The sequence below is a fragment of the Drancourtella sp. An57 genome, from assembly GCF_002161525.1.
Lineage (GTDB): Bacteria > Bacillota > Clostridia > Lachnospirales > Lachnospiraceae > Sellimonas > Sellimonas catena.
The window spans coordinates 122,839-147,095 of the sequence record NZ_NFHY01000008.1; the positions used below are offsets into that span (position 1 = coordinate 122,839).

20 protein-coding genes and 2 pseudogenes are annotated in these 24,257 nt (G+C 45.1%); 3 read left to right on the forward strand and 19 right to left on the reverse strand.

Translation table 11 applies throughout. The features are described from left to right. Nucleotide 1: 1 nt before the first annotated feature. The 5 genes from pgsA to B5G11_RS08340 all read right to left on the reverse strand — a co-directional run bounded on the left by pgsA (nucleotide 2) and on the right by B5G11_RS08340 (nucleotide 3,728). Nucleotides 2-547 (reverse strand): CDP-diacylglycerol--glycerol-3-phosphate 3-phosphatidyltransferase, encoded by a 546-nt coding sequence (gene pgsA, locus B5G11_RS08320; protein ID WP_087168390.1) that lies wholly within the window; start codon nucleotides 545-547, stop codon nucleotides 2-4. After that, nucleotides 548-1,870, reverse strand: a complete 1,323-nt coding sequence (rimO, locus tag B5G11_RS08325) for a 30S ribosomal protein S12 methylthiotransferase RimO (RefSeq protein WP_087252810.1) — start codon at nucleotides 1,868-1,870, stop codon at nucleotides 548-550. A 63-nt stretch (nucleotides 1,871-1,933) separates the two neighbouring features. Then, entirely contained in the window at nucleotides 1,934-2,176 is a 243-nt protein-coding gene (rpoZ, locus tag B5G11_RS08330; protein ID WP_087168392.1) for a DNA-directed RNA polymerase subunit omega, read from the reverse strand. Nucleotides 2,177-2,202: 26 nt separating this feature from the next. After that, nucleotides 2,203-2,820 (reverse strand): guanylate kinase, encoded by a 618-nt coding sequence (gmk, locus tag B5G11_RS08335; protein ID WP_087252811.1) that lies wholly within the window; start codon nucleotides 2,818-2,820, stop codon nucleotides 2,203-2,205. Nucleotides 2,821-2,849: 29 nt separating this feature from the next. Then, nucleotides 2,850-3,728 (reverse strand): YicC/YloC family endoribonuclease, encoded by an 879-nt coding sequence (locus tag B5G11_RS08340; protein WP_087168394.1) that lies wholly within the window; start codon nucleotides 3,726-3,728, stop codon nucleotides 2,850-2,852. 121 nt (nucleotides 3,729-3,849) lie between these two features. On the opposite strand from B5G11_RS08340, the gene B5G11_RS08345 reads away from it, so the two are divergent. Continuing rightward, nucleotides 3,850-5,592: an NFACT RNA binding domain-containing protein gene (locus tag B5G11_RS08345; protein ID WP_087252812.1), complete on the forward strand. Its 1,743-nt coding sequence runs from the start codon at nucleotides 3,850-3,852 to the stop codon at nucleotides 5,590-5,592. Between the two features lie 57 nt (nucleotides 5,593-5,649). Here the strand turns inward: B5G11_RS08345 and B5G11_RS08350 are convergent, their stop codons facing one another. The 3 genes from B5G11_RS08350 to B5G11_RS08360 are packed head-to-tail and all read right to left on the reverse strand — an operon-like array spanning nucleotide 5,650 to nucleotide 9,269. Beyond that, a complete protein-coding gene (locus B5G11_RS08350) occupies nucleotides 5,650-6,576 on the reverse strand; it encodes a glycosyltransferase family A protein (RefSeq protein WP_087252859.1) in 927 nt (308 codons plus the stop codon). Between the two features lie 20 nt (nucleotides 6,577-6,596). Next, a complete protein-coding gene (gene galT, locus B5G11_RS08355) occupies nucleotides 6,597-8,087 on the reverse strand; it encodes a UDP-glucose--hexose-1-phosphate uridylyltransferase (RefSeq protein WP_087252813.1) in 1,491 nt (496 codons plus the stop codon). A gap of 18 nt (nucleotides 8,088-8,105) precedes the next feature. Further along, on the reverse strand, nucleotides 8,106-9,269 hold the full coding sequence (locus B5G11_RS08360; protein ID WP_087168397.1) for a galactokinase: 1,164 nt from the start codon (nucleotides 9,267-9,269) through the stop codon (nucleotides 8,106-8,108). A 251-nt stretch (nucleotides 9,270-9,520) separates the two neighbouring features. Between B5G11_RS08360 and B5G11_RS08365 the strand changes: the two genes are divergently transcribed. Further along, nucleotides 9,521-10,447, forward strand: coding sequence for an AraC family transcriptional regulator (locus B5G11_RS08365; RefSeq protein ID WP_087252814.1), 927 nt, complete (start codon nucleotides 9,521-9,523; stop codon nucleotides 10,445-10,447). 55 nt (nucleotides 10,448-10,502) lie between these two features. On the opposite strand, the gene mgrA is transcribed toward B5G11_RS08365, so the two are convergent. From mgrA to B5G11_RS08390, 5 genes are all read right to left on the reverse strand, one after another. Then, nucleotides 10,503-11,504: an L-glyceraldehyde 3-phosphate reductase gene (mgrA, locus tag B5G11_RS08370; RefSeq protein WP_087252815.1), complete on the reverse strand. Its 1,002-nt coding sequence runs from the start codon at nucleotides 11,502-11,504 to the stop codon at nucleotides 10,503-10,505. 11 nt (nucleotides 11,505-11,515) lie between these two features. After that, nucleotides 11,516-13,465 (reverse strand): fructose-1,6-bisphosphatase, encoded by a 1,950-nt coding sequence (locus tag B5G11_RS08375; RefSeq protein ID WP_087252816.1) that lies wholly within the window; start codon nucleotides 13,463-13,465, stop codon nucleotides 11,516-11,518. 251 nt (nucleotides 13,466-13,716) lie between these two features. Further along, nucleotides 13,717-14,550 (reverse strand): acyltransferase domain-containing protein, encoded by an 834-nt coding sequence (locus B5G11_RS08380; protein ID WP_087168401.1) that lies wholly within the window; start codon nucleotides 14,548-14,550, stop codon nucleotides 13,717-13,719. Between the two features lie 97 nt (nucleotides 14,551-14,647). Next, a complete protein-coding gene (locus B5G11_RS08385; RefSeq protein ID WP_087252817.1) occupies nucleotides 14,648-16,348 on the reverse strand; it encodes a M3 family oligoendopeptidase in 1,701 nt (566 codons plus the stop codon). A gap of 143 nt (nucleotides 16,349-16,491) precedes the next feature. Beyond that, a complete protein-coding gene (locus B5G11_RS08390) occupies nucleotides 16,492-16,707 on the reverse strand; it encodes a hypothetical protein (RefSeq protein ID WP_242958991.1) in 216 nt (71 codons plus the stop codon). A gap of 245 nt (nucleotides 16,708-16,952) precedes the next feature. Between B5G11_RS08390 and B5G11_RS08395 the strand changes: the two genes are divergently transcribed. Beyond that, nucleotides 16,953-17,615, forward strand: coding sequence for an alpha/beta hydrolase-fold protein (locus tag B5G11_RS08395; protein ID WP_242958994.1), 663 nt, complete (start codon nucleotides 16,953-16,955; stop codon nucleotides 17,613-17,615). Nucleotides 17,616-17,703: 88 nt separating this feature from the next. Here the strand turns inward: B5G11_RS08395 and B5G11_RS08400 are convergent. From B5G11_RS08400 to B5G11_RS08425, 6 genes and pseudogenes are all read right to left on the reverse strand, one after another. Beyond that, nucleotides 17,704-18,306, reverse strand: a pseudogene (locus tag B5G11_RS08400) (iron-containing alcohol dehydrogenase); the annotation flags it as partial. A gap of 25 nt (nucleotides 18,307-18,331) precedes the next feature. Continuing rightward, nucleotides 18,332-19,240 (reverse strand): annotated as a pseudogene (locus B5G11_RS08405) (carbohydrate kinase); the annotation flags it as partial. Then, nucleotides 19,233-20,609 carry an MFS transporter gene (locus tag B5G11_RS08410; RefSeq protein WP_087252819.1) on the reverse strand — a complete coding sequence of 459 codons (1,377 nt, stop codon included), beginning with the start codon at nucleotides 20,607-20,609 and terminating at the stop codon, nucleotides 19,233-19,235. The pseudogene B5G11_RS08405 and the gene B5G11_RS08410, both read right to left, overlap by 8 nt. Nucleotides 20,610-20,692: 83 nt before the next feature. Then, on the reverse strand, nucleotides 20,693-21,742 hold the full coding sequence (locus B5G11_RS08415; protein WP_087252820.1) for an NAD(P)-dependent alcohol dehydrogenase: 1,050 nt from the start codon (nucleotides 21,740-21,742) through the stop codon (nucleotides 20,693-20,695). Between the two features lie 219 nt (nucleotides 21,743-21,961). After that, nucleotides 21,962-23,089: an ROK family transcriptional regulator gene (locus B5G11_RS08420; RefSeq protein WP_087252821.1), complete on the reverse strand. Its 1,128-nt coding sequence runs from the start codon at nucleotides 23,087-23,089 to the stop codon at nucleotides 21,962-21,964. Between the two features lie 128 nt (nucleotides 23,090-23,217). Further along, complete coding sequence (locus B5G11_RS08425) at nucleotides 23,218-24,225, reverse strand: alpha/beta hydrolase (protein ID WP_087252822.1); 1,008 nt, start codon at nucleotides 24,223-24,225, stop codon at nucleotides 23,218-23,220. Nucleotides 24,226-24,257 lie beyond the last annotated feature (32 nt).

A 24,257-nucleotide genomic window follows, 5' to 3' on the forward strand; every position in this document is an offset into this window, starting at 1 on the left:
CCTACATACCTCCTTTTGTCAATACTTCTTTGTTTTTTACAATGTAATCGATCAGGGATACTACCGTCAGAATCAGCGCAAGATAGATCAGCACTGTCTCGATAACGGAAGCAATATTCCCCGGAAGATCCAGTATCAGGAAAATAATCATAAACATCTGGGAAACGGTTTTGAATTTTCCCCAGTAGCTTGCGGCGATCACAATGCCGCTGTCCGATGCTACCAGACGGAATCCGCTGATAATAAATTCACGGCTGATAATGACAATGACAATCCAGGCCGGAAGTTTATCCATCGGAATCAGACAGATCATTGCGGAGCTTACAAGCAGCTTGTCCGCCAGCGGATCCATAAATTTTCCGAAATTTGTTACCAGATTATACTTTCTTGCAATCTTTCCATCCAGCATATCTGTAAGACTTGCCACGCAAAAAATCACAAGTGCGATATAGTTGCTGTACGTTCCTCCCAGATCCGTCAGCATAAATACAACAAAAAACGGAATCATAATGACACGCAGTACAGTCAGTTTGTTTGGCAGATTCATTTACATCAACTCTCCTATCAAATCATATTCACATGCGCCGGTTACTTTGACTTTCGCGAAGTCTCCGGACATGAGTTCTGCGTCGGTATTGACAAAGATCAGTCCGTCTACATTCGGCGCATCTTTATAAGTTCTTCCCACATAGGCATTTTCATCTGCTACTTTCCCTTCGATCATAACGAGAACTTCTTTTCCAATCATGTTTTCTGCCTGTTCAAAGGCAATTTCCTGCTGAAGTTCCATCAGTTCGGCTCTCCGGTCTTCCTTGATGCTTTCCTCAATCTGATCCGGCATGGATGCCGCAGGAGTGCCCTCTTCCGGCGAATAGGTGAATACTCCAAGACGGTCAAACTCCATCTCGTCCACGAAGTCCATCAGCTCTTCATGCTGTTCCTGCGTCTCTCCCGGGAATCCGGTAATCAGTGTTGTACGAAGTGTGATGTCCGGGATCTCCTCTCTCAGTCTTGAGATAATGTGTACCAGTTCCTCTTTGGATGTACGTCTTCCCATTCTCTTTAAAATGCCATCGCTTGCATGCTGAATCGGAAGATCCAGATAATGACAGATCTTCGACTCTTCTTTCATCGTCTGAATCAGCTCTTCGGTAATCTCCTCCGGATAGCAGTAAAGAATCCGGATCCAGCGGATCCCGCTGATCTGGCAGAGCTTATGGAGCAGCTCCGGAAGTTTCTTTTCCCCGTAAAGGTCTTTTCCGTAAAGTGTCGTCTCCTGAGCCACCAGGATCAGCTCTTTCACTCCGTCCGCAGCCAGCTGTTCCGCCTCTTTGATCAGATGATCCATCGGAACGCTTCGGAAATTTCCTCTGAGTTTCGGGATGATGCAGTACGTACAGTGTTTGTCACACCCTTCTGCGATTTTCAGGTAGGCATAGTGGCCGCCGGTAGTCACGAGCCGGTGTGTTTCGATAATCGGCAGTGTATTCAGCGGCTCCATCATCAGATAAGAGTGTCCTTTCAAAGCCTCATCCACTGCGTCAAGGATGTGTCCGTAGGAAGCTGTCCCGAGGACCGCGTCCACTTCCGGGATCTCCTTTGTGATCTCCTCACGGTATCGTTCTGCCATACATCCCGTCACGATCAGAGCTTTCAGACTGCCGGATTTTTTGTACTCCGCCATCTGCAGAATCGTCTCAATACTTTCTTCCATGGCATCATGGATAAAGCAGCAGGTATTGACAATAATCACATCCGCCTTTTCCTCTTCATCGACGATCTGATATCCTCTGGAAGCCAGCATCCCCAGCATCGTTTCCGAGTCGGCAAGATTCTTGTCGCACCCAAGTGAGATAAATAAAATATTCATGTATTCTCTCCTAACAGTTCATAAGGCAGATACTTGTTTCAAAAGCACCTGCCTTTTTGTCTCTTATTCTTCGGTTTCTTCTCCAAGAATTTTTAACTTTCCATTGTTCATCTCGTCGATAGCAATAGAAAGCGGTTTTTCTCCGTCTTTAACCGAAACAAGCGGGTCCGCATGATCGATCAGCTGCCTTGCTCTCTTTGCTGTAGCAAGAACGATAGAATAACGGCTGTTTACAATCTTTGTATCCCCCTCTTCTACGTCCTGATTCACCACTTTCATTAAGTCTGTGTAAGATGGATGCAGCATAGCCTCATTCTCCTTTCTATTCTTCTTTACAATTCTTCAAGTTCTTCTCTTATTTTAGCGATAAACTCCGCGTTTCTCATGACTTTCTTCTTCTCATTCTGAATCACTGCGTGAAGCTCATCCACACAGGTCTCCAGATCATCATTGATGATCAGACAGTCGTAACAGTCAATGCCTCTGGCCTCTTCTTTGGCGCGGGCAAGCCGCTCTTCGATGACTTCCATCGTCTCGGTTCCCCGTCCGATCAGACGTCTGCGAAGCTCCTCAGCGCTTGGCGGGGTGACAAAAACAAGAAGCGTATCCGGAAACTTTTCTTTTACCTTCAATGCCCCCTGTATTTCGATCTCAAGGATCACATCCTTGCCCTTCTCAAGCTGCTCCTTCACATAGGAGCGTGGTGTCCCATAATAATGGTTAACATATCTAGCATACTCTATTAATTCGTCTTGTGCAATCATTTTTTCAAATTCTTCGGTTTCTTTGAAAAAATATTCTCTTCCGTCCACTTCTCCCTCTCTCGGTTTTCTCGTGGTGGCTGAAATGGACAGAGCATAGTCCTCATATTTCTCCATCAGACGCTTCATGGCCGTCCCTTTTCCTGCTCCGGAAAATCCCGAAAGCACGGTCAGTATCCCTTTTTGCATGTTTGTTTCTTCCCTTTCCTATCTAACTGCTATTCGATGTTCTGAATCTGTTCCCGGACTTTCTCGATCTCTGTTTTCAGATCGATTCCATAATTGGAAACGGTCAGGTCATTGGCCTTTGACAGAATCGTATTGGCCTCCCGGTTCATCTCCTGAGCGATAAAGTCCAGTTTACGTCCGATGCCCTCTCCTGCCTGGAGGGTGGATTTCATATGATCGATATGACTTTTCAGACGGACAATTTCTTCATCCGTACAGATCTTGTCCGCAAACAGCACAACCTCCGCGGCGATACGGCTCTCATCGATCTGCGTATCTGCCAGAAGTTCTTTTACCTTCTCTTCCAGCTTTTCCCGATACTCCGAAAGAATCTGCGGGGAGCGCTCCTCAATCTTCTCTACAACAGCCTTCATATCGTCAAGCTTGCCGATGAGATCTTCTCTTAATTTCTCTCCTTCGGTCTCTCTTGCCGATACAAACTGGACACAAGCTCCATCCAGTGCCTCTCTCAGGCCATTCCACATTTCCTCTTCATCCACATCCTGCTCTTCCATTGTGAAGACTTCCGGGTATCTGGAAAGAGCGGAAATGCGGACATCATTTTCCAGTCCGAACTTCTCCTCCATCTGTCTGAAATAGTCCAGATACTCAGAGGCAAGCGCCTCATTATATTTCAGAGACATCTGTCCTTCTGAGAGGTCTTCGTAAGTTACAAAGATATCCACTTTCCCTCTCTGAATATACTTTTTCAAATAGCTCCGGATTGCGGTTTCAAAAAAATAGAGCTTTTTCGGCATACGGATATTGACATCCAGGTAGCGGTGGTTTACACCCTTCATCTCGACTGTAAATTTCTTTTCTCCGCTTTGAATCTCGCACCGGCCAAAGCCCGTCATACTTCTTATCATGATCATTTCCTCTATAAAGTTTATTTTGCTGTTTTTCATTATAATTCATTTGATTTTTATCGTCAACCATGTTCAACTATGTTATACTGTAAAACAGACTAAAAGCAAAGGAGAATGACCTATGGCATTAGATGGAATTACCATTGCAAATATAGTAAAAGAAATGCGGGATGCCCTCCTTGGCGGACGGATCGCAAAGATCGCCCAGCCGGAGGCTGACGAGCTTCTTCTTACTGTCAAGGCACCTTCCGGACAGCGCCGTCTCTATATCTCAGCGAGCGCTTCCCTGCCTCTTGTGTATCTGACAGACGAGAACAAACCAAGCCCGTTTACAGCCCCGAATTTCTGTATGCTTCTCAGAAAACATATTGCAAACGGACGAATCGTGTCCATCACACAGCCGTCTCTTGAGCGGATTATCGTGCTTGGAATCGAGCATCTGGATGAGCTTGGAGATCTCTGCCGTAAGAAACTTGTCATTGAGATCATGGGCAAACACAGCAACGTCATTTTCTGTGATGAGGATGACCGGATCATCGACAGTATCAAGCACGTGCCTGCCCAGATGAGTTCCGTGCGGGAGGTTCTTCCGGGACGGACTTACTTTATACCGGATACGATGCACAAAGCAGACCCGCTGACCATATCGGAATCCGATTTTGCAGCGCTTCTCAGACAGAAGCCGTCCGCGCTTTCCAAGGCTCTCTACACAAGCCTTACCGGAATCAGTCCTGTCGTGGCTGAAGAAATCTGCTTTCTCGCCGGACTGGATTCTGCTCTTCCGCCGTCAGAGCTTTCCGATGATCTGATGACGCATCTGTACCGGCAGTTTTCTCTGTTTCTTGATCAGGTTCGAGAAGAGGATTTTCATCCGGCCATCTATTACCGGAACAACGAGCCTCAGGAGTTTGCATCTGTTCCGCTGACGCATCTGGAAGGATGTGCCCGTCAGGAGTTTGACACCATTTCTCAGGTACTCTCTTCCTACTACGCAGTCAAGAACCGGATCACCCGGATCCGCCAGAAATCAGCCGATCTCCGGCACATCGTGCAGACTGCCCTGGAGCGAAACCGGAAGAAATACGACCTGCAGGCCCGCCAGCTGAAAGATACGGACAAGAGGGAAACCTACAAAGTCTATGGAGAACTTTTGCAGACTTACGGCTATCAGGCAGAACCGGAGGCCAAGGAGCTGGAGGCGCTGAATTACTACACAAATGAAATGATCCGGATTCCACTGGATCCAACAAAGACGCCTCTGGAAAATGCAAAACGCTATTTTGAAAAATATAATAAGATGAAGCGGACTTATGAAGCGCTCTCCCATCTGATCGTAGAGACCCGGGACGAGATCTCCTATCTGGAATCCGTCAGCAACGCACTGGACATTGCCCGGACTGAAGACGATCTGGCGCAGGTCAAAGAAGAGCTGACACAGAGCGGTTATGTCCGCCGGAAATTCACAAAGAAAAAAGAGAAATTCAAAAGTATGCCGCTCCACTATATTTCCAGCGACGGCTATGATATGTATGTAGGAAAAAATAATTTCCAGAACGAAGAGCTGACTTTCTCTTTCGCATCGGGAAATGACTGGTGGTTCCACGCAAAAAAAGTACCTGGCTCCCATGTCATTGTCAAATCCCGGGGAGAAGAAATGCCGGACCGTGTCTTTGAAGAGGCCGGAAAGCTTGCCGCTTTCTATTCCAAAAATAATGGAAGCGAAAAGGTCGAAGTCGATTATGTAGAGAAAAAGCATGTGAAAAAGGTCAAAGGCCAGAAACCGGGATTCGTTATCTATCATACCAATTATTCGTTAATTGCGGATACTGATATCAGTATGTTAAAAGAAGTATCCGAATCCTGATCCTAAAAGAACGAAGGGACCGTCGGGCAATGCCCGCCGGTCCCTTTCTTCATTCTTTTATTCATTATCTGATGCTTTCACGTCAAAGCGTGATGCAATCCGAACTGCAGCTGCCATACCGCCGTCCCCATAGGATGGATGTCTTAGAAACTCTTCCGAATTATTTCCAGGTTTTTGCCCGGATTCCAGCATGTGAAGCATTTCTCTCTCCCATCCGTCAAGCCTTGACATGGAAATGGCTTCTATTCCCAGAATGGCATCCGCAAGATGCTCCTGATAAGAACGAAAATGCTTGTCAATCAGATAACGCATCAGTTCCAGTCTCTTCGACATACTCTTTACATTCGCTGATGCCGGAGCAGTCCGATAGTCAAGAAGCGGTTCCGGAACAATTCCAATCCACGCATCCGGTCTTGTCTCCAGAAGATTCAAAAAGAAATCCCAGTCCTCAAATCCGGAACGCATGGATTCATCATAACCGCCGCATACTTCCCATACCTCTTTCCGAAGGATATGGGATGCCGGACAGCAATTACGTGAAAGGAAATTTTTCACCGGTCCTCCGGAAGGCTTCACAACTGCATCCAGTACGCCAAAGGTCCGCATCCATGAGGATGCTGCCACCATGGATGGATCTTCTCTCAGCATGTGGCTGACCTTTTCCAGAAATTCCGGTTCCAGCTTATCATCCCCGTCCAGAATAAGAGCCATGGAAGTCTTTACTTCACAAAGTCCGGTATTTCTTGCCGCCGATACCCCACTGTTAGACCGGCGAATCACACTGACAGGAACAGGCCGCTTTGTATCTTCCTGAATCTGCTCCAATATGAGGATTGAAGTTTCATCCGTGGAACCGTCGTCCACAATAATTATTCTGGATGGAAGAACTGTCTGTCCGCATAGCGACTGTACCGCATCCCGAAGCATCTCTCCCTGATTGAAGCTGGTCACAACCGCCTCAACATCGTCGGCAATCCTATACATCTCTTTTTCTCCGTCTGTTTCTACAGAGTCTGGATAAAGCGCATGAACGCTTCTCTTCCCTCTTCGGTGCATTTATAGACACCTGCGTCTTCCAGTACATGAACAAACACCTTACCGATCTCCTGCTGCAGGATCTCTTCGATGTTGTCCGCATTGATTTCTTCGTATTCTGGAAGGAATTTCTCTACCCAGTCCGCATGTTTTTCGATCTTCTCATTGCTGCGGATGTCTTTGCCTTCCAGAATGTATTTTTTCAGAAGTTCGATCTCGTCTTTCAGGCGGGCCGGCAGAACTGCAAGTCCCATTACCTCGATCAGACCGATGTTTTCTTTCTTGATATGGTGGTACTGTGCGTGCGGATGGTAAACGCCGAGCGGGTGCTCCTCTGTCGTAATATTATTCCTAAGCGTCAGATCCAGTTCGTACATACCGTCTTTCATTCTTGCAATCGGAGTGATGGTATTATGCGGCTCTCCGTTTGTCTCGGCAAAGATAAACGCCGCTTCATCTGTATATCCTCTCCATGCTTTCAGTACATGATCCGCAAGGTCGATCAGTCTCTTTTCATCCTGATGACGAATTCTAAGTACGGAAAGCGGCCACTTCACGATTCCGGCCTCTACATCTTCATAACCCGGGATTGTCACTTTCTTTTCAATCGGTGCTTTTGCCATGGCAAACGTATAATGGCCTCCCTGGAAATGGTCGTGGCTTAAAATGGAACCGCCTACGATCGGAAGATCCGCATTGGATCCAAGGAAGTAATGCGGGAACTGCTTTACAAAGTCAAACAGCTTGGTAAATGCAGCACGGTCGATCTTCATCGGCGTATGCTCCCCGTTGAACACGATGCAGTGCTCATTATAGTAAACATACGGTGAATACTGGAATCCCCATTTGGATTCATTGATGGTAATCGGAATGATCCGGTGGTTTTCTCTTGCAGGGTGATCCAGTCTTCCCGCATATCCTTCGTTCTCCATACAGAGCTGGCATTTCGGATATGCATTGTTCTTCGCATTTTTCGCTGCTGCAATGGCTTTCGGATCCTTCTCCGGTTTGGAAAGATTGATCGTAATGTCAATCGTACCATACGGACTTTCTACCGTCCATTTTTTATCTTTCTTTACACGATAACGGCGAATATAATCGCTATCCTGGCTCAGTTTGTAGAAATATTCTGTGGCTGCTTCCGGAGATTTTTCGTATGCATCCCAGAATTCTTTCTGTACCTGTGCCGGACGCGGTACCAGACAGTTCATCATCTTTGTATCAAAAAGATCCCGGTATCCGATACTGTCTTCGATCAGTCCTCTGTTTACCGCTTCATCAAGAAGCTCTTTTAATACACTTTCCAGATCAATGTTCTCTGCCTTTTCTTCCGGTTCCTCATAGCTGTCCTCATGGAACAGATCCAGAAGGAGGTTTGTCGCATAGATTTTTTCACATTCCGGAAGAAGTCCGGTTTCGATTCCATACTGCACCAGCCTGCTGATACTTTCGTTTAACATCGTATTTTCCTTCTTTCCTTATAATACTCTTGCACCGTCACCGATCTCTACTACATAGAACTCTGCTTCACGGCCTGTCTTTTCTTTGTATCCTGCTCCGACCTGATCGATAAAGGTATCCACTGCATCATTTTTTACAATGCTGACTGTACATCCGCCGAATCCGCCTCCTGTGATTCTGGATCCGATCACTCCGTCAATCTTCCATGCCAGATCTACCAGAACATCGATTTCTTCGCAGGATACTTCATAGTCATCGCGAAGAGAAATATGAGACTGATTCATCAGACGTCCGAACTCTGCAATATCATTTTCTTTCAGTGCTTTTACCGCACGGATTGTTCTCTGGTTTTCATAAACCGCATGTTTTGCACGTTTTTTGCAGATTTCATCTTTAATGGCATCCTTGTGTGCCTCGAATTCTTCTTCTGTCAGATCTCCGAGTGTCTTGATATCTACGACTTTCTGGAGATCATGAAGCGCTTCTTCACTCTCCCGTCTTCTGTCATTGTAAGCGGAATCTACAAGGCTGTGTTTTACTTTACTGTTTGTGATGACAATCTTTGCATCATCCAGTTTTACGGAAGCATATTCATACTGAAGTGTATTCGTATCGAGGAATACTGCACAGTCCTTTTTGCCCATTGCTACAGCGAACTGATCCATGATACCGCAGTTGCAGCCATTGTAATTGTTCTCGGAATACTGGCCGATCAGCGCGATGTCCTGCATTGAGATTTCAATGTTAAACAGTTCTTTCAGCATAACTCCGATCAGCACTTCCAGTGATGCGGAGGAAGAAAGTCCGGATCCATTCGGGATTGTTCCGTAAATCAGGACATCCATTCCCTGCGGAATTGAGTAGCCTTTCTTTTCAAATGCCCAGATTACACCCTTCGGGTAATTGGTCCACTGTGCTGCCTGTGACGGCACCAGATCATCGAGGCTTGTCTCAATCACGCCTAATTTTTCAAAGTTTGCAGAATAAAAGCGAAGCTTTCTGTCTTCTCTTTTTCTTGCAATTCCATATGTACCAAGGGTCAGTGCGCATGGGAATACATGTCCGCCGTTATAGTCTGTGTGTTCTCCGATCAGATTGACTCTTCCCGGCGAAAAGAAGGTTTTGATTTCCCCTTCCCCTCCGTACAGTTTCTGAAATGTTTCCATCAGTTTCTTTTCCATACTTCATACCTGCTTTCTTTTCCTGATTTATTCTCTGTAATAAAATTATAATGCGTTTATGAGATCAGTACAACAAATATATTGCTCAAAACCATAACAATATTGAGGTGTTAAAGCTTGATTTTTTCCCCGGAACAGCGTATGATACATAGGACTGAAATCACAGCCTTTCAGCCAAGTTTTATTGATACTACGAAACTACTATGCTTCCCAGCCGAAAGGGCTGTATTTCGACTGTAGAGTTTGAAACTATGCAGATTCAGATTAACGAAGATAAAAAAGAATTAAAACAACATGGAGATTATACGTTTCCGGTGAATTTAAGCGGCGAGATGTTGTCCAGATATGAAGGCGGCGCCTTTTTCTGGCACTGGCACACGGAAATAGAACTGACTTTAGTTCTGAAAGGCCAGATCGAATACCGGGTCAATGAGCGCACCTACCATCTGAAGGCCGGCGACGGGCTGTTCTGCAACAGCAACGCCATGCATGCAGGAATGCGAATTGACAACCAGGACTGCCAGTATTTTTCCACCACGTTTCATCCCCGGTTTCTGTACGGATTTGAAAACAGCATTCTTCAGACCAAATATGTGGATCCGGTCCTGAATGCCCCGGCGTTCTCTTCTGCTGTATTTCTTTCATCGGAAGAATGGACATCAGAAATTCTTTCCCTTCTTCGGGAGATCTATGCACTTTATCTGCAGCCGGCACCGGACCAGGAACTGCGTCTTCATATTCTCATATCCGAAATCTGGAGACACTTATATGGACATTTCACAAGTTGCTCCTTTGAAGAGCCGTCCTCATCAGATTCCATTGGACGGCTGAAAGAGATTTTGTCTTTCATTCATACTTCCTATGCAAAGCAGATTACACTGGAAGAGATTGCAGATCATGTGCATCTGTCAAAAAGTGAGTGCTGTCGCTTTTTCAAGCGGCATATGAATATGACCGTCTTTGATTATCTTTTATATTACCGTATTCAGCAGAGTCTTCCGCTTTTGCAGGAAGGTCTCTGTACGATCTCCAAGGCAGCCGAGTCCTGCGGATTTTCCAATGCGTGTTATTACGGGAAACTGTTCAAGCGGTATATGAACTGTACTCCGAGACAGTATCAGGCCCGGTTCCGCCCGGACAGACATCCATCCCGGGAGACATTTCCCCAAACAGATTAAACAGCTGAAAAATACAGCCCCGGATTTTTCTGCCCGGGGCTGCTCTCATTTTATATTAATTGAATTTCTTTAAGCTGATTTTATCGATCTGTTCCAGTTCTTCCTCAGAAAACGGCGTTCTGCTGACCGCTCCGACATTTTCCATAAGCTGAGACGGTCTGGATGCTCCTACGAGAACGCTTGTCACTTCTTCGTCTTTTAATACCCAGTTCAAGGCCATCTGTGAAAGGGTCTGTCCTCTCTGGGATGCCAGTTCTTTCAAGGCACGGATCTGGTGAATCCGCTCGTCTGTCAGAGCACTTTCTTTCAGGAACCGTCCGTCTGTCCGGATCCGGCTGTCGTCCGGTATGCCATTCAGATAACGGTCCGTAAGCATTCCCTGTGCCAGCGGGCTGTATGCAATGATCCCTTTTTCACGCTGTTTTGCCGCTGCCTTCAATCCGTTTTCTTCGATCGAACGGTCAAAGATCGAGTAACGGTTCTGGTTGATGATAAACGGACAATGATAAGATTCCAGAAGATCTGCCGCTTTTTCCATCGTCTCTCCATCATAGTTGGAAATCCCTGCATACAATGCCTTCCCGCTTTTGACAATTGACGCAAGAGCGCCCATCGACTCTTCCAGCGGTGTTTCCGGATCCATGCAGTGGTGGTAGAAAATATCCACATAGTCCAGTCCCATTCTCTTCAGGCTCTGATCCAGGCTGGCTGTCAGATACTTTCTGCTTCCTCCTGTTCCATAAGGGCCGTCCCACATGTCGTATCCTGCCTTTGTGCTGATAATCATCTCGTCCCGGTACGCTGCCATCTCATTCTTTAAAATCCGTCCGAAATTCTCCTCGGCGCTTCCCGGTACCGGCCCATAGTTATTCGCGAGATCAAAGTGGGTAATTCCCAGATCAAACGCTGTAAATACCAGTTCCTTCATTCTGTCATATGCTGCATTGCTGCCAAAATTATGCCACAGTCCGAATGAAACTGCCGGGAGCTTCAGTCCGCTCTTCCCGCATTTTGCATAGCTCATCCCCTGATATCTTGTTTCTGCTGCCTGATACATGTTGCTCCTCCTTAATTTCCTCTCTCTTTGATTGTTCCTGACCGGTATGCGCCGATCAGTTCCTTTAATTCCCCAATCTTTTTCAGAAGCTGTTTTCCGTTATCCGTATCTCCCACTGTCTGGCGCTTGTGGCTGTAATTCACCGCAATCTGATGGGAGACAATATCCTTTTCCTCCTGAATGGCGATTTCTGTCGTCTCAAACGGCTCGTGTGCCGCAAGCGACATTCCGTAGGAATTATAAATCAGCGTATATCCGGCGATTCCGGTTTCCCTGTGATATGCTCTGGAAAATCCGCCATCGATAATCAGAAGTTTGCCTTCGCATTTGACAGGACTTTCTCCTTCTTTCTGATGCACCGGAACATGCCCGTTAATAATGCGTGCTTCTTCTCCTTCCAGTCCGAATTCCTTCAGGATTTTCTCTGCCGTCTCTTTCTTTTCAAGGAGCTGATAATATGCATTTTTCACTTCCTGATGCGTTTCTTTTTCTGCAATCAGATACCGCTCAAAGGTCGCCATCTTACTTCTGCCATAGAGTGGAGATCCCGGTGCAGACCATAAAAACCAGAGAATATTCCTGCCCCGTTCTTTCTCCTCCTCTTCCATTGAGAAGAATGCTTTACGCACATACTGTTCCAGGACATCGTAGAGTGCCTTCTCATGATAAGTCTGCCCATAAACCGGAACTTCCATAAAGCTTCCGTCCTCATTCATCGGCACACATCCATGATAAAGGAGATTTCCATTGTATACTTTATAAAGGCTGCCCTTCTTTAACAGAAACTTCACATGCTTCTGCAGTTTTTCACAGTTTTTGAAGGCCCGAGTCAGCCTCTCCATCACGTTTTTCTCCTGTTCGCTCAGGGCATATGGCTCAGCCGGATCGATTGTCGGAAACCGCCCGTCCAAAAGCTCATACTGTTTTCCATCAATCCGGATCTGCTTTGTTTCATAGTCAATCTTGTCAAGGAGGCAGCGTCCCTGCATTCCAAACTCCGGATTTTCACCGGCAAGCTGTCCTTCGATTTTAAACTGAATCACCGAAATTGCCTTGTGCATTCTCTGCTGAAGCGCCAGCGAAATATCTGCTTTTTCCTGCTGGGTTTTGATTCCGAACTGCCGGGCTTCGTCATCCACATAGGTCTCCAGCGTAAAGGTTACAAGCGGAAGCATGTTGATGCCGTATCCATCCTCCAGAATGTCCAGATTTCCGTACCGGAGGCACAGGCGAATCACCGTCGCGATACATGCCTGTTGTCCGGCTGCGGCTCCCATCCAGAGGACGTCATGATTTCCCCATTGAATATCCAGTGAATGATAGTCCATCAGGCAGTCCATGATCTGGTGCGGCAGAGGTCCCCTGTCAAAAATATCGCCGATAATATGCAGATGGTCTACCACAAGCCTCTGTATCAATTCTGCCATTGCTATAATGAAAGGCTCTGCCCTCCCGATATCCAGAATCGTCTGAATGATGGCCTCATAATACGCCTCTTTGTCCGAAAGTTCCGGCTTCTCTGTAATCAGCTCTTCAATAACGTAAGCATAATCCGGCGGCAGCGCTTTCCGTACCTTGGATCTGGTATACTTGGAAGAAACGACTCTGCAAAGTTCGATCAGACGGTAAAGCGTCACTCGATACCAGTTCTGCATGTCCTCCCCGGACTGTCTTAGCTGTTCCAGCTTTTCTCTCGGATAATAAATTAATGTTGCGACCGACCTCTTCTCCGCCGTACCAAGGGTATGTCCGAATACATCATCAATCTTCTTTCGCACGGCACCCGAACCATTTCTCAGCACATGGGAAAAAGCCTCATATTCCCCGTGGATATCTGACAGAAAATGTTCTGTTCCTTTCGGAAGGTTGATAATCGACTGCAGATTGATGATCTCAGTGGATGCCTTCTCGATCGTCGGATACAGTTCAGCCAGATATTCCAGATATTTATTTTGCTCCATATTCTCCTCCTTACCGCGGCGCGAAACGGATTTAAAGCCTTTCGAAAACCAGGTATTTCCCCTGCCAGAATCCCTGCTCTATATTTGATTATTATAAAACAGACAGGAACTGGTCTGACCAATTCCCGCCTCGTTTCTTTGCTTCAAATCATCTCACTGCCCGCAGGTTTTCCGTATCACTTTACCTGATGAAATGATTATATCATATTTTCTTATCAGTGCGTAAATTTCTCGTTCAATTTCCACTCAAATTAAAGCAAAATAACACCACAGCCAAATCCAAACCGCTCTTCCTGCTTCAATGCCATCCTTTGAAGGAACGTAGAGTCTGGAGTAAGTCTCTTTTCTTTCCCGTTAAAAAGATTTTCCATTGCCTGATCTGAATTTCTGCTTGTACCAATTATCTGAAACTTTTCCGCAAACTGCCTGATATGGGAGGACGGAGAAAGAGCTTGGATCATCGGCGGATAAAGCAGCCAGCTGTAACACAGAAAAGCCTTATATTTCGTTTCAGGATCAATCTGAGCAAAGAACTTTTTCGCTCTTTGGAAGGAGTCCTCCACCGCCTCTGTATGCAGATCTGCCCCTCTTTGAACATGACAGTTTAACACCGGACAGCCGCAGGGAAGAAGTTCTTGTGCATTCGTGGAATAAATCATATAAAAATAATCATCATCCAGATATACCATTTGGAATGGCTGAAACTGCAAAGAGCCAATTTTAAAAATCTCAGCATTCATAATGTGGCGAAACCAGATCACATCGTCTTTTTCAAGCCCGGCCCGGCCGGTTTTCTGAAAATAAATCTCTGCCCGCAGCGTAACATCCTGGAAGGTATCAAAAATAATACTGTCCGAGATTCCCCGTGCCCTGTATTCTTCATATTTCTCCACAAGAAGACAGGTAATGACAGCTAAACGGACAGCCGGAACCTGATCACACAGGAAAAACTGGAAATCCTCTCCCTGATACGCTTTGTCTGCAAGCACTTCCACTGTGTCACCCAGCCTGTTTATTTCCTTTTGAACCGCTTCCTGAATCTGATCCCGGTAATGCAGTTCTGAAAGCATGGTATGCAAGGTCATTCTGTCACCTCCATAACATAGTTACGGACTGAGAAAGCTTGTCCCTTTCTCAGTCCATCCATTGATGTTATTTTTAACATCCTATTTCTTAAACACTTCAGATTTTATGCTTTTCCAGCCACTTACCGGAATACTCTGCGATCGAACGGAGACATCCGTCCTCCATCGGAGAAGTCAGTCCCGCTCCCTTTACCAGTCCAAGGAATGTATCCGTACCTCCGCGTTTTACAAACTCTTTGTATTTTACCCAGGCCTGATCCCAGTCTTTTTCGATTTCCAGCCAGAACTGCAGCGCCACGGTCTGTGCCAGACAGTAATCAATATAGTAAAACGGTGATGCATAAATATGGTTCTGTCTCTGCCATCCGGCTCCTCTTTCGTAAAAAGGAATTCCCTCCAGATCCAGATACGGGCGGTACCGTTTTTCCAGCTTCAGCCACGCTTCGTTGCGTTCCTGCGGCGTCATCTCCGGATGCTCATAGACTACCTGCTGGAAGTGATCCACCAGACATCCATATGGAATAAAATTCAGCGTTCCCTCAAGGTGGGAAACTTCATATTTCTTTGTCTGATGTTTGAAGAACAGCTCATACCACGGTGTCGCAAAAAATTCCATGGACATGGAGTGAGTCTCTGCAGCTTCCATGGACGGCAGATGCATGGAAAGCAGATCGATGTGCTTTTCCGCCATGTAGGAGGCAAAAGCATGTCCCGCTTCGTGGGTCAGCACATCCACATCTCCTGCCGTACCGTTAAAATTGGAAAAGATAAACGGACAGCCATAGCCCGGTATATCACAGCAGTAACCCCCGGTCGCTTTCCCCGGTTTAGCTACCACATCGAAAAGCTCCCGTTCGAACATCATTTTGATAAAATCCGCAGTCTCCGGGGACATTTCCGTATACATCCGGCGTCCTGCCTCCATGATTTCCTCCGGCGTCCCCTGCGGAACCGCATTACCATCCGGGAAACGGAAGGAATCATCGTATATTTTCAAATGATCTACACCGATACACTCTGCCTGTGTCTTCTTGATTTCACAGACAACCGGAACGAGATCCCGAACCACCTGATCACGGAAGTCCGCAATGGCTTCCGGTGCATAGCAGTTTCTCTGGCGGCGCACATAGCCAAGCTCCACGAAATTTTTCATGCCAAGGCGGTGTGCCTGCTCGGTACGGTTTTTCACCAGTTGATCGAAAATTTCATCCAGTTCTTCCTGATGATCATCAAAAAACTTCCCGTAGGCTTCGTACGCTTCCTTCCGGATCTCACGGTCCTGGCTCTGCATAAACAGTCCCATCTGGGAAAGATTATATTGTCCGCCCTGAAATTTGATCTGCGCTCCTGCAAGCAGAGACTGATACCGGGTCTGCAGCGTACTCTCCTCCTGAAGAAGCCCGGTAATTTCCGGTGAAAATCCTTTCATCGCAAGATCCAGATTCAAAAAGATCACTTTTCCAAATTTTTCCTCCAGTTCTTTCCGGAATGGCGAGTGAAGCAGCGCTTCATTGTATTTCTGCATCTCTTCTTCGAGAATCGGAGAAATCTGATCGTTATATTCCCGCTCTTTCACATAAAATTCGTCTTTTGTATTCACCGTATAACGGATGTATACGAGAGAATCTGCTGTGGAAATCTCCTTTTCCACTTCATTCATCCGGTAAATGGCCGCTGCCTGCTCTTCAGCAGAAGATGCCTGTTTTACCTCTTCTGTGATTTCCCTGATCTTCTTTTTCACTTCCTCGAGATCGATTCTTTTGTAAGAAAATTCGCTGAATGTTTCCTTTCTCTCCATATGACATTTCCCTCCAGTCTTAAGATAGATTCAGTATACCACATTCATACAGGCAAAAAAAGACGGGGAGTACGACATTTTCCAGTCGTCTCCCCGCCTTTTTCTGTCTGTCTATTCTGTTTTTGTGCCCTCACACGCTCTTCCTAATGTGCAAATCCGGCAAACGATAATTCGCATCCGTGTCCAACACGGCTGAAGATATTGACGATTCTCGTCATGACTTCGGGATACTGCTCCTCCTGTGTCAGAACCAGTATTTTCGTATTATCTTCCGTAAACTCTGCCCGTTCCACCTCCGGGATTTCCAACATCTCTTTCAGGATTTCCGAAACCATCTCCTCTGTCAGATTTTTTGCCACTCGATAATACCTTCCCAATTTTAAGGCCTTCTTTCTTTAATTAGTTATTTCTAACTTTTAGTATAGTCCTTCCTTTTTCTGTTGTCAAAGAATTTCTGATAAAAAATTATCAAATATGGAATTTCCAGAATGCCCGATGTATCTTTTCAAACTCTTTCCGGTTAGTTTTCTTTCTGCTATACTATTTCTATATTTAATTAAACGATATGAAAAGAAAGGAAGAACGTTTTATGCAGTCTTTTTCATTGGGCCAAAATCAGATTTCCATTTTACCTGGCAGACGACCGGACGCACCCGTTATTTATCTTCCTTCGGTTAAGGACGAAGGTGCCTGCATCTCCCGGTATCTGCTGGAATCCGGCTGTCCGGATCTTACACTTATTTCGATCAGTGATCTTTCCTGGAATCACGATATGGCACCCTGGGACTGTCCGGCTGTCTTTCCAAAAGGTGATCCTTTTACCGGAGGCGCTGACGCATACATCCACCAGCTGACAGAACAGATTCTTCCTGAAGCAGAACGGCGGATCGGATCCGAACCAGTCTGGAGAGGAATCGCTGGCTATTCTCTTGCCGGGCTGTTCGCCATCTATACGCTCTATCACACAGATCTGTTTTCCAGAGCTGCCAGTATGTCCGGTTCTCTGTGGTTTCCCGGCTTCTCCGAATACATGGAATCCCATTCCTTGGCTGTCCGGCCGGACTGTATTTACCTTTCTCTCGGAAAAAAAGAGCACAAAACAAGAAATCCTCTCATGAAAACAGTCGCACATCATACGGAAAAGGCCTTCTCCTGGTTTCAGTCACAGAACATTCACGTAACCTTTGAATGGAATGAGGGCGGACATTTCGATCATCCTGATCAAAGGACAGCGGCGGGGATTCAATGGATCGTAGAACAGCATTGAATTCCATGCCAGATGGTGAAATATCCAAAAAACCGCTGGATGCCCCACACAAAGGCACCAGCGGGTTTTTTGCTTTTTCTAACTGTTTTTACATCAATCTGCGGAACAGATCTTTCAGATCTTCCACGCTTGCGTCTTTCGGATTGCCCGGCGCACATGCATCTGCATGAGCAGATTCTGCAAGGAAGTCCAGATCTTCTTCTTTTAATGCTTCCAGTTTTGTCGGGATTCCAACATCTACAGACAGCTGCTGAACGGCATCGATTGCTGCTTTCCGGTATTCTTCAACAGACATCTCGTCCACACCTTTGACGCCCATTGCTCTTGCAATTTCACGATACTTTTCTCCTGTACAGTCAGCGTTGTACTCCATTACGATCGGCAGCATCATAGCGCATGCAACACCATGCGGAGTATCATAAACTGCTCCCAATGTATGTGCCATGGAATGAGCGATTCCGAGTCCTACATTGGAGAATCCCATACCGGCAATGTACTGGCCCAGTGCCATGCCTTCCCGGCCTTCTGCTTCTCCTGCCACTGCGCTCCGAAGGGATCTGCTGATGATTTCGATTGCTTTCAGGTGGAACATATCGGTCATTTCCCAGGCTGCTTTTGTCGTATATCCTTCGATGGCATGTGTCAGAGCATCCATTCCCGTCGATGCTGTCAGTCCTTTCGGCATGGAAGAGAATTTCTTCTTTCTTTGGCATAGAACAAATCGCACCTTTTCGAGTTGTGACAATTGATGCAGCGGCGTTTGCAAACAACAGCATTTGCTCTAATTGCTTCTTTCCCAAATTGTCTAACCCATGATCCAGTACAAAGCCTAGAACATTGGCACAAAACGTATCCCCTGCACCTGTTGTATCAACTGTAGCCTTGCTGAGAAATGGTTTTCCAAAAACTTTTTCATTACAATAATACGAAATACTTCCTTTTTTCCCCAATGTCACATTAATCATTTTTGCCTTTGACTGTTTCCTTATGATCCTTACCCCTTGATCATAATCATTTGTTCCAGTCAACCATTCTATTTCATCGTCTGCAATCTTTAAAATGTCACATTCTTGTATTCCATACCAGATAGCTGTCTTTGCATGTTCCAAATCATTCCATAATGTTTTTCTTAAATTCGGATCAAAAGAAATCCATCTTCCCATCTGTTTTGCATAAGTAACAGCAGCCTTTGTCGCCGTAGCCGCCGGCTCATCCGTTAATGAAAGGGAGCCAAAATGAAAAATACGACAATTTTCAATCAATTCTTTACATACGTCTTTTTCATCCAGCATAATATCAGCCCCTGGCTTTCTATAAAAGGAAAAATCCCTGTCTCCATCTTCCATCGTATGTACTATCGCAAGGGTAGTATTCACTTCCTTATCATAAATCAAACCTTTGTCGGAGATGCCAATTCTTTTGATGGTATTCCCAAGCATTTTCCCAAAATAGTCGTCTCCGACCTTTCCTATAAAGGCAGTTTTATAACCCAACCCGGTCAGCATTGACAGCACATTACATGGTGCACCTCCTGGATTTGCTTCAAATACCGGATTCCCATTGGAGCTGTTCCCATTCTGGATGAAGTCAATCAACAGCTCGCCTAACGCAACAACATCATACATGCTTGCCCTCAACCTTTCTTTCCTGTATTTCCTTCACAATTTTATTATATGCTTTCTTATTCAAACGATAGAAATACAAAACTATCGCCGTTACGATCCAGAGTATCCCCGGAACTGTTGTAAAAGAATGTTTAATAATGGATAATACCGCTGCATTCTGCTGCTGGTTTGCAACATATCCAAACATGCTCAAAACACCTGCAAGTACAGAAGTTCCAATCGCCATTCCGATTTTGTTTCCCAGTGAAATAAATGCATACTGAAATCCATCATTTCTGAGTCCGGTCTTCCATTCTCCATACTCCACACAATCCGGAACAATCGCATAGATCGCAGTATTAAAACCGGAAAAGAAAAATTGTGCCAGACAAGAAAATGTATAAAATGGAACAGGATTTTCTCCAACTGTAAAGAAGTACATACAGAACATACTAATTCCCGTCAACAGTGCAAAGATGGATGCAGAACGTCCTTTATTATTGGTAAGCCGAAATACCAGTGGAAAGCAGGCAGCACCAATAATAGATGGAAGAATAATAAACAAAGAATAGGTGCTAAATAACGCTTCGTTTCCCTCCACATAGGTAAAATAGTATAATGCATCCGCATTTCTTCCATAGAGTGTCACACCGAACAGAAATTGTCCTGCAAGAGCGATCATATATGGACGATTTTTTGTCACAGTCGCTAACTGAACCTTTATAGAAATTTTTTCTTTCTCCGGTACTTCCACCACTTCTTTTGTTTTTGCGAAGCAGAAAATATGACACGCTGCGAAAATACATCCATATAAAACAGCAATCAATAAATATCCCTTTTGATCATTTCCACCACCAAGCCTTCCAATAAGAGGAACCGTCACAATATTGATAATGCCAATCGCAATCATTGCACTGACAGATCGGAATGTATTGATTTTCGCCCGTTCTTCTATATTCTGTGTCATTGCTCCACACAGTGTCCCATAAGGAATATTCACGCACGTATAACCTAATACAAGAATACAATAAGTGATTGCCATATAGATGACCTTTGCAGTGGACGACCAATCCGGATGTGCCCAAAACGTCAAGATCAGTATCACGGCTGTCAATGGTGCCGCCACCAAAAGCCATGGTCTGTATCTTCCCCATTTCGTATGGGTTTTATCGCTTAATCCGCCAATAATCGGATCATTAATTGCATCCCAAAATCGTGAGAACAACATCAGACCTGCCACCGCTCCCATACTAATTCCAAAAATATCTGTATAGAATATCATCAGGAAATTTCCCACGAACATCCAGCTGAAATTGCATCCCACATCTCCCATACCGTATGCAATCTTACTGATCAGTGGTACTTTTACGTTTGTATCTTTCTGATTCATTACAATTCTCCTTTATCAATTACAAATACTGGCTGGCTCTACTTTTTCCTGATCCGGGCCGGTAATTGAAAAAATTTGTTTCCTTATTCTGTAATACGGATAACAGCCTTCACAATATCCGCTTTATTATTCACACTATAATCCATTGCTTTCTGTGCTTCGTCCAATCCAAATATATCCGTTACAATCCCCTTCAGATTTACTTTTCCTGCTGCAACCGCATCAATCGCCATTGGATAAATATGACGGTAACGGAATACGGTCTTAAAGGTCAGTTCTTTGTCCAGTGCAAGACTCATCGGAAGTGTCATCTCTCCACTCTTGCTATATCCCACAAGAACAATATTGGAGCCTTTTTTTGCCATATGAATTGCCTGCCTTGTTGTAATTTCCGTACCCGCTGTTTCAATTACCAGATCTACACCAGCTCCATCTGTCAGCTGCTTTACCCGTTCCAGTACATTTTCCTTTGCGCCATTAATAACTTCCGTCGCCCCCAGTTCCAATGCTTTTTCAAGCCGTTTCTCCATAATGTCCACCACATACACTTCCGACACTCCTCTTGCTTTCAATGCCATCATTGAAACAAGACCGATACAGCCTGCGCCCATGACAACAGCCTGCTGTCCAAGGTGTGCCTCTCCCTGAATCGCTGCATGGAACCCTACTGCCAATGGCTCAATCAAAGCACCTTCCAGCGTACTTACATTATCTGGAAGTTTGAAACACAGATCTGCTTCGTGAGCAACATATTCTTGAAATACGCCGTCTACAGGAGGTGTTGCAAAGAACACCACATCCGGGCACAGATTGTAACGTCCCGTTTTACAAAATTCACAGTGTCCACAGGTTTTTCCTGGTTCCAAAGCAACTCTGTCTCCAACCTTTAAATGCTTTACATTCTTACCAACTTCGACAACAGTTCCTCCCGGTTCATGACCCAGCACAAAAGGCGGATTTACCACATAGTCTCCAATGGCCCCTGTTTCATAATAATGCAGGTCACTTCCGCAGATACCCACATATTCCAGTTTTACCAATACCTCGTCATCTTTTGGATTTGGAATATCCCGCTCTTCAAATCCCATCTTTCCGATTCCCAGCATGACAGCAACTTTCATCTTTCCTTTCATTATTATTTCCTCCTTTTTATGTTACTTTATTTTATACTTAATTAAATAGTTTTATTATGTTTTTTACTTTATATCCTATTCCACTTTTTGTCAATAGTTCCTGGCAATCAAGTATTATTTCGTCATTATCTTCAAAAAGACATCTTACGTTTTAGTAAAACTGCATCAAAAAAAGAGACTCCATTTCTGAAGTCTCCTGTAAAAGCACCTGCGTGCAGTTTATATCTGTTTTACAAAATTTTCAATTACTTCCAGTGCTGCTCCTAGCGCCGCTGCCCCAACCTTATATCTGCAGCTATTTACAAATTGTTGATCCTCTGTAAATGTATTCCGTTCCGATACTTTATTCCATAGATCCGGTAAATAAGGCTCTATATAGCTTCCCACATATCCTCCCAGAATAATATCACAATCAAGGAGCATCCGGATATTATTTAATGCCACAGCAAGATAGCCTGTATAGACATCCCATATATCTGCCACCTTTGGATCTTTCTTCTCCAATAGCTCAAAGAACTTTTCTAATTTTCCTCCTGCTGCATCTGACAAAATTGCCGCACTGCAATACGCATCCAGGCATCCTTTTTTCCCGCAATAGCATATCTTTCCATCCGGAATCACAGTCATGTGCCCGACTTCTCCGCAGCGAAAATGCTTGCCCTGTACGAGCCCATTATTATCAAAAATTGCCCCTCCAACTGTATTACTTAAAGACAAGTAGAAAAAACGCTCTCGTTCATCTGAACAAATTCCTTCCGCATAAGCTCCCGCATTCGCATCATTCACAAAACAACAGGGATAATCAAAAAAACTGCTTATGGAATCAAAAGGTATCATTTCTACCCCAAGGATATGCGAATACGTAATTAACTGTCTATCCAAATCAATGATTCCAGGAAAAGAAATTCCTATACCCAAAATTCTTTTACGGTCAGCATTGCTTTCATCCAGAAAACATTCCAGTTCCTCTTTCACCTTATGATAATAAGTCGGCTCATGGGCATACGGAAGATAAATACGCACATGCTTTAAAATCTCACCGGTAAGATTCGTAAGCACAAAGCTAATATGGTTTTTCGTAATATCTAATCCTACAGCCTGCCTTACATTTATCACAGTTGAGAGTGCCTTCGCACGTCTTCCTCCAGTAGACTGCAGTTCTCCGGTTTCTTCAATGAAGCCCTTCTCAATCAACTCTTTTGTGATCTGCGTCACAGTAGGAAGACTCATCTTCATATCATACGAGATTTCCGGATTAGAGGCAGTTCCACGCTTACAGATATACCTGAAAACACGATTTCTGTTTGCTTTCTTTACCTCCATATTTGTTGTCTGCTTTCTTTCCATGTTATATCACCCATACTTTATTAAAGTGTTTTCTTTAGTATAACATTCTGTCTTCCAGAAAGCAACTTTACCATACTGGCTTTCGTTTTTATTTATAAATTCGTTTTTCTGTCAGCATTCCTGTCCATCTATTTACAGTTTAAATAAGTCCGGAAAAACTGTTCCATTTTGTCAAATGGAATCGCATCCTTTCCGCCTCCATCGTACAGATCGGTATGCACCGCATCCGGAATAATCAGTAATTCCTTATTATCCGCATATGGATTCTCTTTGACCATCGCAGCATAGGCATCACGGCTGAAGTAACAGGAATGCGCCTTCTCCCCATGCATCATCAGCACCGCGCTGCGGATTTCGTTGCTGTATTTCAGAATCGGCTGATTCAGAAACGACATACAGCCGATGACATTCCATCCTCCATTGGAATTTAAGGAGCGTTTGTGATAGCCGCGGTCTGTCTTATAATAATCGTGATAATCTGCCACGAAGAACGGCGCATCTTCCGGGAGCGGATCCACCACGCCGCCGCCCAGTGCGTAGCTTCCGTTTTTGTAGTCTACGATCCGTTGTGCATTCAGCGCCTCTTTCTTTGCATATCTGGCATCTGCAGAATCCTCTGCGTCAAAATATCCGTTTGCATTGACACGGGACATATCGTACATGGTAGACGTCACCGTCGCTTTGATCCGGGTATCCAGTGCCGCCGTGTTCAGCGCCATGCCGCCCCATCCGCAGATGCCGATGATACCGATTTTCTCCGGGTCTACGTTATCCTGTACAGAGAGAAAATCAACCGCTGCCTGAAAATCTTCCGTATTGATATCCGGGGAGGCCATGTACCTCGGTTCGCCCCCGCTTTCCCCGGTAAAAGAAGGATCAAATGCAATCGTAAGAAACCCTCTCTCTGCCATAGTCTGGGCATAGAGTCCTGCTACCTGCTCCTTCACCGCTCCGAATGGTCCGCACACCGCAATGGCCGGCAGTTTTCCTTCACTCTCTTTTGGCTCATATAGATCCGCTGCCAGGGTAATCCCATACCGGTTGTGGAATGTCACCTTCCGGTGATTCACCTTTTCACTTTTCGGAAATATTTTATCCCATTCTTCCGTTAAATTCAGCTTTTGAGTATCAGTCATGTCCATTACCATCCTTTCATTCTGTCTTTATT